This is a genomic window from Uliginosibacterium sp. sgz301328 (assembly GCF_041807905.1).
Classification (GTDB): domain Bacteria; phylum Pseudomonadota; class Gammaproteobacteria; order Burkholderiales; family Rhodocyclaceae; genus JBGVSA01.
The window spans coordinates 128917-141522 of sequence record NZ_JBGVSA010000011.1 but is presented as its reverse complement, the minus strand read 5'-3'; the positions used below and the strand labels follow the sequence as shown (position 1 = coordinate 141522).

At 59.3% G+C, this 12606-nt stretch carries 25 protein-coding genes; all 25 read right to left on the bottom strand.

From position 1 onward, the window contains the following. Window positions 1-295: 295 nt before the first annotated feature. The gene (gene rplQ, locus ACDA63_RS10650) at window positions 296-685 is read right to left on the bottom strand and encodes a 50S ribosomal protein L17 (RefSeq protein ID WP_373663211.1); all 390 of its coding nucleotides are present in this window, start codon (window positions 683-685) and stop codon (window positions 296-298) included. A gap of 25 nt (window positions 686-710) precedes the next feature. Continuing rightward, a complete protein-coding gene (locus ACDA63_RS10645) occupies window positions 711-1688 on the bottom strand; it encodes a DNA-directed RNA polymerase subunit alpha (RefSeq protein ID WP_373663210.1) in 978 nt (325 codons plus the stop codon). Window positions 1689-1933: 245 nt separating this feature from the next. Beyond that, window positions 1934-2323, bottom strand: coding sequence for a 30S ribosomal protein S11 (gene rpsK / locus ACDA63_RS10640; RefSeq protein ID WP_373663209.1), 390 nt, complete (start codon window positions 2321-2323; stop codon window positions 1934-1936). Between the two features lie 16 nt (window positions 2324-2339). Beyond that, a complete protein-coding gene (gene rpsM / locus ACDA63_RS10635; RefSeq protein WP_373663208.1) occupies window positions 2340-2702 on the bottom strand; it encodes a 30S ribosomal protein S13 in 363 nt (120 codons plus the stop codon). 81 nt (window positions 2703-2783) lie between these two features. After that, on the bottom strand, window positions 2784-2897 hold the full coding sequence (rpmJ, locus tag ACDA63_RS10630) for a 50S ribosomal protein L36 (RefSeq protein ID WP_373663207.1): 114 nt from the start codon (window positions 2895-2897) through the stop codon (window positions 2784-2786). 99 nt (window positions 2898-2996) lie between these two features. Next, a complete protein-coding gene (gene secY / locus ACDA63_RS10625) occupies window positions 2997-4325 on the bottom strand; it encodes a preprotein translocase subunit SecY (RefSeq protein ID WP_373663206.1) in 1329 nt (442 codons plus the stop codon). Window positions 4326-4356: 31 nt separating this feature from the next. Beyond that, complete coding sequence (gene rplO, locus ACDA63_RS10620) at window positions 4357-4791, bottom strand: 50S ribosomal protein L15 (protein WP_373663205.1); 435 nt, start codon at window positions 4789-4791, stop codon at window positions 4357-4359. Then, entirely contained in the window at window positions 4792-4974 is a 183-nt protein-coding gene (gene rpmD / locus ACDA63_RS10615) for a 50S ribosomal protein L30 (protein ID WP_373663203.1), read from the bottom strand. A 5-nt stretch (window positions 4975-4979) separates the two neighbouring features. Continuing rightward, on the bottom strand, window positions 4980-5504 hold the full coding sequence (gene rpsE, locus ACDA63_RS10610; RefSeq protein WP_373663202.1) for a 30S ribosomal protein S5: 525 nt from the start codon (window positions 5502-5504) through the stop codon (window positions 4980-4982). Between the two features lie 11 nt (window positions 5505-5515). Further along, entirely contained in the window at window positions 5516-5869 is a 354-nt protein-coding gene (gene rplR / locus ACDA63_RS10605; RefSeq protein WP_373663201.1) for a 50S ribosomal protein L18, read from the bottom strand. A 12-nt stretch (window positions 5870-5881) separates the two neighbouring features. After that, entirely contained in the window at window positions 5882-6415 is a 534-nt protein-coding gene (gene rplF, locus ACDA63_RS10600) for a 50S ribosomal protein L6 (protein WP_373663200.1), read from the bottom strand. A gap of 10 nt (window positions 6416-6425) precedes the next feature. Further along, entirely contained in the window at window positions 6426-6821 is a 396-nt protein-coding gene (rpsH, locus tag ACDA63_RS10595; RefSeq protein WP_373663199.1) for a 30S ribosomal protein S8, read from the bottom strand. A gap of 12 nt (window positions 6822-6833) precedes the next feature. Beyond that, on the bottom strand, window positions 6834-7139 hold the full coding sequence (gene rpsN, locus ACDA63_RS10590) for a 30S ribosomal protein S14 (protein ID WP_373663198.1): 306 nt from the start codon (window positions 7137-7139) through the stop codon (window positions 6834-6836). A gap of 7 nt (window positions 7140-7146) precedes the next feature. Beyond that, on the bottom strand, window positions 7147-7686 hold the full coding sequence (rplE, locus tag ACDA63_RS10585; protein WP_373663197.1) for a 50S ribosomal protein L5: 540 nt from the start codon (window positions 7684-7686) through the stop codon (window positions 7147-7149). Window positions 7687-7697: 11 nt separating this feature from the next. Continuing rightward, complete coding sequence (rplX, locus tag ACDA63_RS10580; protein WP_373663196.1) at window positions 7698-8018, bottom strand: 50S ribosomal protein L24; 321 nt, start codon at window positions 8016-8018, stop codon at window positions 7698-7700. Window positions 8019-8027: 9 nt separating this feature from the next. Further along, window positions 8028-8396, bottom strand: coding sequence for a 50S ribosomal protein L14 (gene rplN, locus ACDA63_RS10575; protein ID WP_373663195.1), 369 nt, complete (start codon window positions 8394-8396; stop codon window positions 8028-8030). Window positions 8397-8573: 177 nt separating this feature from the next. After that, a complete protein-coding gene (gene rpsQ / locus ACDA63_RS10570; RefSeq protein WP_373663194.1) occupies window positions 8574-8840 on the bottom strand; it encodes a 30S ribosomal protein S17 in 267 nt (88 codons plus the stop codon). Beyond that, the gene (gene rpmC, locus ACDA63_RS10565) at window positions 8837-9031 is read right to left on the bottom strand and encodes a 50S ribosomal protein L29 (protein ID WP_373663193.1); all 195 of its coding nucleotides are present in this window, start codon (window positions 9029-9031) and stop codon (window positions 8837-8839) included. Before rpmC ends, rpsQ begins: the two co-directional genes overlap by 4 nt. Window positions 9032-9033: 2 nt before the next feature. Then, entirely contained in the window at window positions 9034-9447 is a 414-nt protein-coding gene (gene rplP / locus ACDA63_RS10560) for a 50S ribosomal protein L16 (protein WP_373663192.1), read from the bottom strand. Next, window positions 9431-10216, bottom strand: coding sequence for a 30S ribosomal protein S3 (gene rpsC, locus ACDA63_RS10555; RefSeq protein ID WP_373663191.1), 786 nt, complete (start codon window positions 10214-10216; stop codon window positions 9431-9433). The genes rplP and rpsC overlap by 17 nt, the downstream gene beginning before the upstream one ends. Window positions 10217-10225: 9 nt before the next feature. Next, window positions 10226-10555: a 50S ribosomal protein L22 gene (gene rplV / locus ACDA63_RS10550; RefSeq protein WP_373663190.1), complete on the bottom strand. Its 330-nt coding sequence runs from the start codon at window positions 10553-10555 to the stop codon at window positions 10226-10228. A 9-nt stretch (window positions 10556-10564) separates the two neighbouring features. Further along, window positions 10565-10840 carry a 30S ribosomal protein S19 gene (gene rpsS / locus ACDA63_RS10545; protein ID WP_373663189.1) on the bottom strand — a complete coding sequence of 92 codons (276 nt, stop codon included), beginning with the start codon at window positions 10838-10840 and terminating at the stop codon, window positions 10565-10567. Window positions 10841-10849: 9 nt separating this feature from the next. Next, entirely contained in the window at window positions 10850-11677 is an 828-nt protein-coding gene (gene rplB / locus ACDA63_RS10540) for a 50S ribosomal protein L2 (protein WP_373663230.1), read from the bottom strand. After that, entirely contained in the window at window positions 11674-11982 is a 309-nt protein-coding gene (gene rplW, locus ACDA63_RS10535) for a 50S ribosomal protein L23 (RefSeq protein ID WP_373663188.1), read from the bottom strand. The genes rplB and rplW overlap by 4 nt, the downstream gene beginning before the upstream one ends. Beyond that, window positions 11979-12599 (bottom strand): 50S ribosomal protein L4, encoded by a 621-nt coding sequence (gene rplD / locus ACDA63_RS10530; RefSeq protein WP_373663187.1) that lies wholly within the window; start codon window positions 12597-12599, stop codon window positions 11979-11981. The genes rplW and rplD overlap by 4 nt, the downstream gene beginning before the upstream one ends. Window positions 12600-12606: the final 7 nt, after the last annotated feature.

Here is a 12606-nt window from a genome sequence, read left to right as displayed (position 1 = left end):
CATCACACGTCATGGCGTGGCTTATTGCCCACTGCGTGCTATCCGGTGCATGGTCCGCAGAAGATGGAGGAGACTCGCGCCCAGCGATGCGCATCGCATCTGCCCTACACCCTCGACAGGGCGCTGGTGCCATTCGGCTTTCGAGCTAACGAATGTGAGCGCGAGGTTCTGCCAGGCTGGCTCATTCAGCCGGTCTTCGCACGATTGATGCGAGGCCGGACAATGCCAAAGAAAAAGGCCTGCAACTTTCGTTGCAGGCCTTAATCCTTGGAACTGGCAGGAAACGAGTCGTTGCTTACGCTTCGACCGCGCCTTCCACGTCGCCTTCCGGACGGTCGAGCAGTTCGATGTAAGCCATCGGAGCATTGTCGCCGTTGCGGAAACCGCACTTCAGGATACGGATGTAACCGCCGTTGCGGGTAGCAAAGCGCGGGCCGAGTTCCTTGAAGACCTTAACCACCATCTCGCGGTCGCGCAGGCGATTGAACGCCAGGCGATGGTTCGCCAGCGTCGGTTGCTTGCCCAGAGTGATCAGGGGCTCGACAACGCGGCGCAGTTCTTTCGCCTTGGGCAGCGTGGTCTTGATGACTTCGTGGCGCAGCAGCGAGTTGGCCATGTTGCGGAACATTGCCGAACGATGGCTGCTGGTGCGGTTGAGCTTGCGAAGGCCGTTACCGTGACGCATTTCAGTTTTCCTCTACCTTTGCCGGTCAGCTTTGCTTTTCCAGGCCCGCCGGCGGCCAGTTTTCCAATTTCATCCCAAGCGTGAGGCCACGGGAGGCCAGCACATCCTTGATCTCGTTCAGCGACTTGCGACCGAGGTTCGGGGTCTTGAGCAATTCTGTTTCGGTTCTCTGGATCAGATCGCCGATGTAGTAAATGTTCTCCGCCTTCAGGCAGTTGGCCGAGCGAACGGTCAGTTCGAGATCGTCCACCGGACGCATCAGGATCGGATCGATGGTCGGAGCGCGCTGCACTTCCGGAGCCGTCGGCGTACCTTCCAGGTCGGCGAACACCGACAGTTGGTCCATCATGACGCGGGCCGCATAGCGGATCGCCTCTTCAGGTTCGACCGCACCGTTGGTCTCGATGTCGATCACCAGACGATCCAGGTCGGTACGCTGCTCAACACGAGCGCTTTCAACCTGATAGCTCACGCGGCGAACCGGGCTGAACGAAGCATCCAGCACAACACGACCGATGATCTTGTTCTCAGCTGCGGGGCGCACGTTACCCGGCACATAGCCGCGGCCTTGTTCGACCTTCAACTGCATATCCAGCTTGCCGCCCGGTGCCAGGTGGGCAATCACGTGATCCGGGTTGATGATCTCAACGTCGTGCGACGTTTCGATATCACCGGCCTTCACCACGCCCTCACCGGACTTCGACAGGCGCAGAACCGCTTCGGTACGATTGTGCAACTTCAGCACGACGCCCTTCAGGTTCAGCAGGATGTCGACTACGTCTTCACGCACGCCATCGAGCGTCGAGTACTCATGCAGCACGCCGTCGATGGACACCTCGGTCACGGCGTGACCCGGCAGCGACGACAACAGAATGCGGCGCAGCGCGTTGCCCAACGTATGACCGAAACCACGCTCGAACGGCTCCATCACGACGACGGCATGCACCGGCGATACGTTCTGGACGTCAATGATGCGGGGCTTCAGGAGGCTGTTACTCTGCATTGTTTATCCTTCTCACGAGCCTGAGGGGTCAGCATGCACCGGTTAGTGACCGACGCATCCACATTTCCACAACCAGACCTTCACTTGATGACGAAGGCATTCGGACCATCAGCGGTCAATCACCCGCGTCCTATTGCCGGGCCCCGAGGTCGCCAGTCGCTTCCTCAAGACCGCCGGCATCGCCCATCTCGTTTGCTCTGCAAACGGACGGTCGATGCCGTCATCAACACGCCATTCAAAAACTGTTAGATACGACGACGCTTCGGCGGACGGCAGCCGTTATGCGGAATCGGCGTGATGTCGGTGATCGACGTGATCTTCAGACCAAGCGCGTTCAGAGCACGCACGGCGGATTCGCGACCTGGGCCGGGACCCTTGATGCGCACTTCCAGGTTCTTCACACCACACTCTTGGGCAACCTTGCCGGCAGCCTCGGCCGCGACCTGTGCCGCGAACGGGGTGCTCTTGCGGGAGCCCTTGAAGCCAGCACCACCCGACGTGGCCCAGGACAACGCATTGCCCTGACGATCGGTGATGGTGATGATGGTGTTGTTGAACGAAGCGTGCACGTGGGCAATACCCTCGGCAACGTTCTTCTTGATCTTTTTGCGAACCTTCGCAGCAGTCTTTGCCATGTTCTATCCCAGCTTCTTATTTCTTGCCAGCGATCGGCTTGCGCGGACCCTTACGAGTTCTCGCATTCGTGCGGGTACGCTGACCGCGACACGGCAGACCACGACGATGACGCACACCGCGATAGCTGCCCAGGTCCATCAAACGCTTGATGTTCATGGTAATTTCACGACGAAGATCGCCTTCAACCGTGAACTTGCCCACCTCTTCGCGCAGACGATCCATCTGCTCTTCGGTGAGATCCTTGATCTTCGCGGAACGGGTAATACCCGCCGTATCGCAAATCTTCTGCGCACGAGAGCGACCAATGCCATAAATGGCGGTCAGAGCGATCTCGGTGTGCTTGTGATTCGGAATGTTTACACCAGCAATCCGGGCCATGAAATTACCTTTTGCTTACCCTGGCTACGCCCGACACAAATTGGGCGGAACTCAGAATTTTATATTAAATCGTAACGCCTATCAACCTTGGCGTTGCTTGTGACGCGGGTCTTCGCAGATCACGCGCACAACACCCTTGCGGCGGATCACCTTGCACTTGCGGCAGATCGCCTTAACGGAGGCCTGAACTCTCATCTCTCAACTCCTCAAAACCTTCTTGCTCGCCAGCGAGCTATAACAATCGACGTCGCACCCTAACCTGCTGGCGGAGATCCGCGGACCTCCGCTTCTCGACTACTTGGCCGACAGCGCCGAGCCACCCTTGAAGTTCGCCTTCTTGAGCAGGCTCTCATACTGGTGCGACATGATGTAGGCCTGCACCTGGGCCATGAAATCCATCGTCACGACCACGATGATCAGCAATGACGTGCCACCGAAATAGAAAGGCACTTGCCATTTCAGGATCAGCAGTTCCGGCAACAGGCACACCAACGTGATGTAAAGGGCCCCGACCAACGTCAGACGCATCAGGATCTTGTCGATGTAACGCGCCGTTTGTTCACCCGGACGAATCCCCGGCACGAAAGCGCCGGACTTCTTCAGGTTGTCTGCAGTCTCCTTGGCGTTGAACACCAGCGCCGTATAGAAGAAGCAGAAGAACACGATCGCGGCCGAATACAGCAGCACATAGATCGGCTGACCGGGCGACAGCGTACTGGCGAAATCACGCAGCCAACGCATGTTGTCCGACGTTCCGAACCACTGGCCCAGCGTTGCCGGGAACAGGATGATCGACGACGCAAAGATCGGCGGGATCACGCCCGACATGTTCAGCTTCAGCGGCAGATGGGAGCTTTGCCCGCCATACACCTTGTTGCCTACTTGACGCTTGGCGTAATTCACCAGGATCTTGCGCTGACCACGCTCGACGAACACCACGAAGGCAGTCACCAGCACCACCAACGCGACGATGACGATACCCGACAGCGGGTGGATCGAACCTGTACGCACCAACTCCAGCAGTCCGCCGATCGAATTCGGCAAGCCGGAAGCGATACCTGCGAAGATGATGATCGAGATACCGTTGCCCAGACCGCGCTCGGTGATCTGCTCACCCAGCCACATCAGGAACAACGTGCCCGTCACCAGCGTCGCGACAGTCGTGATTTCGAAAACCACGCCCGGATTCAATACCAAGCCTGCCTGCCCCTGCAGCGCCATCGAGATACCGAAGGCCTGGAACAGTGCCAGCAGAACCGTGCCGTACCGCGTGTATTGCGTGATCTTGCGACGACCCGCTTCGCCTTCTTTCTTCAGCGCCTCCAGTTGCGGCGACGCGATCGCCAGCAACTGCATGATGATCGACGCCGAAATGTACGGCATGATCCCCAGGGCAAAGATCGTGAAACGCGACAGCGCACCACCCGAAAACAGGTTGAACACGCCGAGGATCCCGCCCTTCTGTGATTCGAAGAGGCGAGAAAGCTCGGTGGGATCGATACCCGGAACCGGAATGTGCGCGCCGATGCGATACACCACCAACGCGCCCAGCAGGAACCACAGACGCCGCTTGAGATCGCTGAACTTGCCAGACTTCCCGAGCACCGCAGATTGGTTTGCCACGCTTCGCTTCCCTTGCTTTGTCCGCTAAGGCTTATTCAGCCACCGAGCCGCCGGCCGCTTCAATCGCAGCGCGGGCACCCTTGGTCGCCGTCAGGCCACGCAGGCTCACCTTGCGAGCGATTTCGCCCGACAGGATCACCTTGGCCGACAGTGCGTCCGCCGGTACGACACCGGCCTGCTTCAGCGACAGCAGATCGATTTCTTCGATCGGCAGCGCAGCAATTTCCGACAGGCGAACTTCGACATTACGAGCAGCCGTCAGCGACACGAAACCGCGCTTCGGCAGACGACGTTGCAGCGGCATTTGACCGCCTTCGAAGCCAACCTTGTGGAAACCGCCCGAACGCGACTTCTGACCCTTGTGGCCGCGGCCACAGGTCTTGCCGAGACCACTACCGATACCGCGGCCGACACGCTTCGAAGCGTGCTTGGCGCCTTCGCCCGGCTTGAGGTTATTCAGTTCCATTTATTCCTCGCACTTCACCAGATACGAGACCTTGTTGATCATGCCGCGCACTTCGGGCGTATCAACGAGTTCGACCGTATGGTTGAGACGACGCAGACCCAGACCACGCACGGTGGCGCGGTGCGGCTGCTTGGTGCCGATGAGACTCTTCACCAGCGTGACGCGAATCTTCTTGTCAGCCATGACGCTTACCCCAGAATTTCTTCAACGGACTTGCCGCGCTTGGCAGCAATTTCCGCCGGCGTGCTGGTGGCGAAGAGGCCGTTCAGCGTCGCACGGACAACGTTGTAAGGGTTGGTCGAACCGATGCACTTGGCGATGACGTCGGTGACGCCCATCACTTCGAACACCGCGCGCATTGCGCCACCGGCGATGATGCCGGTACCGCTCGGAGCCGGCTGCATCAGCACTTCGGATGCGCCGTGACGGCCGATCACCGAGTGCTGCAGGGTGCCATTGCGCAGGGGAACACGCGCCAGCTTGCGACGGGCTTCGTCCATCGCCTTCTGCACGGCCACCGGCACTTCACGGGCCTTGCCCTTGCCCATGCCGACGCCACCGTCGCCATCGCCCACCACGGTCAGTGCGGCGAAGCCGAGGATACGGCCACCCTTCACCACCTTGGTGACGCGATTGATCGACACCATTTTCTCGCGCAGGCCATCATCGCGCTCGTCAGCGGCCTGAACCTTCTTAGTCTGTTGCTTAGCCATAGGACTCTCGCTTAGAACTTCAGACCGCCTTCGCGGGCGGCCTCAGCCAGCGCCTTGACGCGACCGTGATATTGGAAACCCGCGCGATCGAAAGCCACGGTATCGATACCCTTGGCCACCGCACGCTCGGCGATCAGCTTGCCAACTGCCGCTGCTGCGGCGACATTGCCACCATTGGCGACTTGGCTCTTGACGGCGGCTTCGACGGTCGAAGCCGAGGCCAGCACTTGATTGCCTTCGGCGGAGATCACCTGCGCATAAATGTGCAGGTTCGAACGGAACACCGTCAGACGAACCTTCCGCAGTTCGGCGATGTGAGCCCGGGTCTTGCGGGCTCGGCGCAAACGCGCATCTTTCTTGTTCATAATCGTCCGCCTTTACTTCTTCTTGGTCTCTTTGAGCGCCACCACTTCGTCGGCATAACGAACACCCTTGCCCTTGTAGGGTTCAGGTGCGCGGTACGCGCGAATTTCGGCCGCCACTTGACCAACAACCTGCTTGTCGACGCCCTTGATGACGATTTCCGTCTGCGTGGGGGTTTCAACCTTGATGCCAGCCGGCATCTGGTGCACCACAGGGTGCGAGAAACCCAACGACAGGTTCAGCTTGTCGCCTTGAGCCTGGGCACGATAACCCACGCCCACCAGGTTCAGCTGGCGCTCGAAGCCTTTGCTCACGCCGGTGACCATATTGCTCACCAGCGCGCGGGTCGTACCGGACATGGCATTCGCATTCACCGCACCGTCCAGCGCCTTGCACTGAAGATTCGCACCTTCGCGCTCGACACTGACCGACGGATGCAGGCGCTGCTTGAGCGTACCCAGCGGCCCCTTCACCGTGATCTCGCCAGCGGCCAGCGTGACGTCCACGCCAGCGGGCAGTGCGATCGGATTCTTAGCTACACGTGACATCGATATCTCCTTACGCCACGATGCAGAGCACTTCGCCGCCAACATTGCTGGCGCGCGCGCGGCGGTCGGTCATCACGCCGGACGGGGTCGACACGATAGCCACACCCAGACCGTTCATGACGCGCGGCAGGTCGCCGCTACCCTTGTAAACACGCAGACCAGGACGGCTCACGCGCTCGATGCGTTCGATAACCGGACGACCAGCGTAGTACTTGAGCGCAATGTTCAGCTCGCGCTCGGCACCTTCGCCGCGAACGGCGAAATCGTCGATATAACCTTCGTCCTTCAACACTTGGGCGATCGCAACCTTCAACTTCGAGGCCGGCATGGCCACAGCGCCCTTCTGGGCTTGTTGCGCGTTGCGAATACGCGTCAGCATATCGGCGATCGGATCAGACATACTCATCGCTCGATCTCCTTACCAGCTAGCCTTGGTCATGCCAGGCACTTCGCCACGGAAAGCCACTTCACGCAGCTTGTTGCGGCACAGACCGAACTTACGGAACACACCACGCGGGCGGCCAGTCAGTTCGCAACGATTGCGCAGGCGCGACGGGCTGGCGTTGCGCGGCAGCGCTTGAAACTTTTGACGAGCTTCGGCGCGTTCTTCGTCCGAGACATTCACGTCATTGATCACGGCGAGCAGCGCGGTGCGCTTGGCGGCAAACTTCTCGACCGTCTTGCGGCGCTTTTCTTCGCGATTGATAAGAGCAACTTTTGCCATGTCTGCCTCAGTTCTTGAACGGGAACTTGAACGCGGTCAGCAGCGCGCGCGCTTCTTCGTCCGTCTTCGCTGTCGTGGTGATGCTGATGTTCAAACCACGCAGAGCGTCGATCTTGTCGTACTCGATCTCGGGGAAAATGATCTGCTCTTTCACACCGAGGTTGTAGTTGCCACGGCCGTCGAAACCCTTGGCCTGGATACCACGAAAGTCGCGGATACGCGGCATCGCGATCGAAACCAGACGATCCAGAAATTCGAACATGCGCGGACCACGCAACGTCACCATGCAGCCAATCGGATAGCCTTCGCGGATCTTGAAACCGGCGATCGACTTCTTGGCCTTCGTGGTAACGGGCTTCTGGCCAGCAATCTTGGTCAGATCGCCGACAGCGTTGTCCAGAACCTTCTTGTCGCCCACTGCTTCACCGACACCCATGTTGAGGGTGATCTTGGTGATGCGGGGCACTTCCATGACGGACTTGTAGCCGAACTGCTTGATCAGCTCAGGCGCCACCGTCGACTTGTAAAACTCTTGCAAGCGAGCCATGGTGTTCCCTCTTAAGCGCCGACTTGTTCGCCGTTCGACTTGAACACGCGAACCTTCTTGCCGCCTTCAAGCGTCTTGAAGCCAACGCGGTCAGCCTTTTGCGTCGCCGGGTTGAACAGCGCCACGTTCGACACGTGAATCGGCATTTCGCGCTCGACGATACCGCCCACCTGCCCCTTGATCGGATTCGGCTTGGTGTGCTTCTTGACGCGATTCACACCCTCGACGACCAGGCGATCGTCAACCGGCGAAACGCTCAGCACCGTGCCGCGCTTACCCTTATCCTTACCTGCCAGGACGACAACCTCGTCCCCTTTGCGAATCTTGCTCATGTTCGCCCCTTAGAGGACTTCCGGTGCCAGCGAGACGATCTTCATGAAACGCTCGGTACGCAGCTCGCGCGTAACCGGCCCGAAGATACGGGTCCCGATGGGCTCCAACTTGTTGTTCAACAGCACCGCTGCGTTCTTGTCGAACTTGACCAGCGAACCGTCCGGACGGCGCACGCCCTTGGCCGTACGCACGACCACAGCGCTGTATACATCGCCCTTCTTGACGCGACCACGAGGAGCCGCATCCTTGATGCTCACCTTGATGATGTCGCCCACGCCGGCATACCGACGCTTGGAGCCGCCCAACACCTTGATGCACATAACCGAACGCGCACCGGTGTTATCGGCGACGTCGAGTACCGTCTGCATTTGGATCATTTTTTAAACTCCATCCAACTTGACGCGCAAACCGAAGAAAGCGCTCAGTATTGGATCCCGTCCGGGTGAAAAACCCTGCCAAGCAGCAGGGTGATGAGTCGGCCAGTATAGCCAAGCACAAATAATAATGCAAGGCCAAGCTCGCGCCGGCCTTGCATTCTTTTATCGATCAGTCGATCAGGCGCGGGCCTTTTCGACGACCTTCGTTACCTTCCAGCTCTTGGTGCGCGAGATCGGACGGCATTCCTCGATCTCCACCAGGTCGCCGGCAGCGGCAACGCCATCTTCAACGTGCGCATGGTACTTCTGCGAACGTACGATCACCTTGCCATACAGCGGGTGCTTGACGCGGCGCTCGATCAGGACCGTCACCGTCTTTTGCATCTTGTCGCTGACGACACGGCCGACCAGCGTGCGATGCATGACTTGATTCTGTTCACTCATTGGGCCACCGCCTTCTCACGCAGAATGGTACGAACGCGCGCGATATCGCGGCGAACGCGACCCAGCTGAGCGCTGTTCGTCAGCTGTTGCGTCGCGTGTTGCATGCGCAAGGAGAATTGCTCCTTGAGCAGCGCCACGAGTTCATCGTTCAGTTCGCTGGTGCTCTTTGCACGAAGATCATTGCTCTTCATGATCACCCCACTTGCCGCGTCACGAACGCGGTCTCCAACGGAAGCTTGGCAGCGGCCAGGCGGAACGCCTCGCGAGCCAGCGCCTCATCAACACCATCCATCTCGTACAGCACCTTGCCGGGCTGGATTTCTGCAACCCAGTATTCCGGGTTGCCCTTACCGTTACCCATACGGACTTCGGCAGGCTTCTTCGAGATGGGCTTGTCCGGGAACACGCGAATCCAGATGCGACCGCCGCGCTTGATGTGACGCGTCATGGCACGACGGGCGGATTCGATCTGGCGCGCCGTCAGACGACCGCGACCGATCGCCTTGAGGCCGAAGTCGCCGAAGCTGACCTTCGCGCCACGAGTCGCGATACCTTTGTTGCGACCCTTCTGTTCCTTACGATACTTTCTTCTATTCGGCTGCAGCATCGTTCGCTCCTGCGTTCTTCGCACCGCTCACCGGCTTGCGCACGGCACGGCGAGGGGCCGGCTTGTCGCCGTCATTGCGCGACGGACGACGGCCACGACGACCCTCTTCTTCCTTCGCTTCGACAGCGGCCTGCTCGTTACGGCCCAGGTATTCACCCTTGTAGACCCACACCTTGATACCGATGACGCCGTAAGTCGTGCGGGCTTCCGAGAAGCCGTAGTCGATATCGGCGCGCAGGGTGTGCAGCGGCACACGACCTTCGCGATACCATTCGGTACGAGCGATTTCGATACCGTTCAGGCGACCCGAGCTCATGATCTTGATGCCTTGGGCACCCAGACGCATGGCGTTCTGCATCGCGCGCTTCATTGCGCGACGGAACATGATGCGCTTTTCGAGCTGTTGCGCGATCGAATCGGCGATCAGCTGCGCATCGATTTCGGGCTTGCGGATTTCTTCGATATTGACGTGCACCGGCACGCCCATGATCTTCTGAAGATCCGCCTTCAGTTGCTCGATATCTTCACCCTTCTTGCCGATCACAACACCCGGACGGGCGCTGAAAACGGTAATGCGGGCATTCTTCGCCGGGCGCTCGATCAGCACGCGGCCAACCGAAGCGTGAGCCAGCTTCTTCTTCAGATGCTCGCGGACCTTGATGTCCTCGTGCAGCATCTTTGCATAGCTCTGACTGTTGGCGAACCAACGAGAGCCCCAATCCCGGGTCACCGCAAGGCGGAAGCCGGTCGGATGGATTTTCTGTCCCATACGCTCTCCTTACTCCCCAACAGTCACGTAGATGTGGCAGGTCTGCTTCTCGATGCGATTGCCACGACCCTTTGCGCGGGCCGTGAAACGCTTCAGGGAAGTACCCTTTTCCACGTGGATCGTCTTGACCTTCAGCGCGTCGATATCAGCGCCGTCGTTATGCTCGGCGTTGGCGATTGCCGATTCGAGCACCTTCTTGACGATACCGGCGCCCTTCTTCGGGCAGAACGTCAGGATATTCAGCGCCTGATCAACGGACTTGCCGCGCACCAAGTCAGCCACGAGACGGCCCTTCTGGGCCGAGAGGCGAACGCCGCGCAAACTGGCATTAGTTTCCATAATCACCCCTTACTTCTTGGCCTTCTTGCTCGCAGCGTGACCCTTGAAGGTACGCGTCAGAGCAAACTCGCCGAGCTTGTGGCCGACCATGTTTTCCGTGACATACACGGGAATGTGCTGGCGACCGTTATGCACGGCAATCGTCAGACCCACAAACTCAGGCAGCACCGTTGAACGGCGCGACCAGGTCTTGATGGGCCGCTTGTCATTCGAGCTGACCGCAGCGTCCACTTTCTTGATGAGGTGGGCGTCTACAAACGGTCCCTTTTTAATAGAACGTGCCATGACTACCTCTTATCGCTTGTGACGACGCTGAACGATCATGCTGTTCGTGCGCTTGTTGCTGCGCGTGCGATAACCCTTCGTCGGGGTACCCCACGGACTGACAGGCACACGACCCTCACCGGTACGGCCTTCACCACCACCGTGCGGGTGATCCACCGGGTTCATCGCCACACCGCGAACGGTCGGACGAATACCACGCCAACGTTGCGCACCGGCCTTGCCGATCTTGCGCAGGTTGTGCTCTTCGTTACCGACTTCACCGATCGTCGCGCGGCACTCGATGTGCACGCGACGGATTTCGCCCGAACGCAGGCGCAGCTGTGCGTAGCTGCCTTCACGAGCCAGCAATTGCACCGACGTACCGGCCGAACGCGCCAGTTGCGCGCCCTTCCCAGGCAGCATCTCGATGCAGTGGATCGTCGAGCCGACGGGAATATTACGGATCGGCAATGCGTTGCCCACCTTGATAGGAGCCTCAGAGCCGGAAACGATTTCCTGACCGACCTGCACGCCCTTCGGAGCAATGATGTAACGACGCTCACCGTCGGCGTAGCACAGCAGCGCGATGTTCGCGGTACGGTTCGGGTCGTATTCGATACGCTCGACCTTGGCCACGATGCCATCCTTGTTGCGCTTGAAGTCGACCACGCGATAGTGCTGCTTGTGACCGCCGCCCTTGTGACGCGTAGTGATATGGCCGTTGTTGTTGCGACCTGCCGTATGCGATTGACTCTCGACCAGGGAAGCAACCGGACGACCCTTGTACAGGTTCGGGTTGACAACCTTGACGACGCCGCGACGACCTGCCGACGTAGGCTTGACTTTGACCAGCATTATGCGGCCCCTCCATCAACGAAGTTGATTTCCTGACCCGGCTTCAAGCTCACGAAGGCCTTTTTCCAGCCTTTGCGCTGACCGACGATACGGCCGAAACGCTTCACCTTGCCCTTGACGTTCAGGATCTGCACGGACTGCACTTCAACCTTGAACAGCAGCTCAACAGCCGCCTTCACTTCGGGCTTGGTCGCGGACGACGCCACGCGGAAAACCACTTGCTCATTCTTCTCAGCAACAGCCGTTGCCTTTTCCGAAATCTGCGGTGCGAGCAGCACCTGCAGCAGGCGCTCTTGATTCACGCTCATTGCCACATCTCCTCGATCTTGGCGACCGCAGCACGGGTGATCAGCACGCGCGGATAACGAACCAGCGACACCGGATCCGTTTCATGCGCCTCGAGCACCAGCACGTTCGGCAGGTTACGCGACGACAGATAGAGGTTCTCATCCATCTCGTCGGTAATGACCAGCGCCGATTCGGCGCCAAAACCCTTCAGCTTCTGGGCCAGCAGGCGAGTCTTCGGGGCGTCCAGCGCAACGTTCTCGACCACCAGCAGACGCTCTTCACGCACCAACTGCGACAGGATCGCGGCAATACCGGCGCGATACATCTTGCGGTTGACCTTCTGCGAGAAGTTCTCTTCCGGGCTATTCGGGAAAATGCGACCACCACCACGCCACAGCGGCGAGGACGTCATACCGGCACGAGCACGGCCCGTACCCTTTTGACGCCACGGCTTCTTGGTCGTGTGCTTGACTTGCTCGCGATCCTTCTGAGCACGATTACCGGAGCGGGCGTTGGCTTGGTAAGCCACCACGAGCTGGTGAATCAGCGCCTCGTTGTACTCACGACCAAACAGGGCATCCGAAGCTTGCACCGTCGATGCAGCCTGGCCCTGGTCGTTGATCAGTTTCAGTTCCATGACGCCT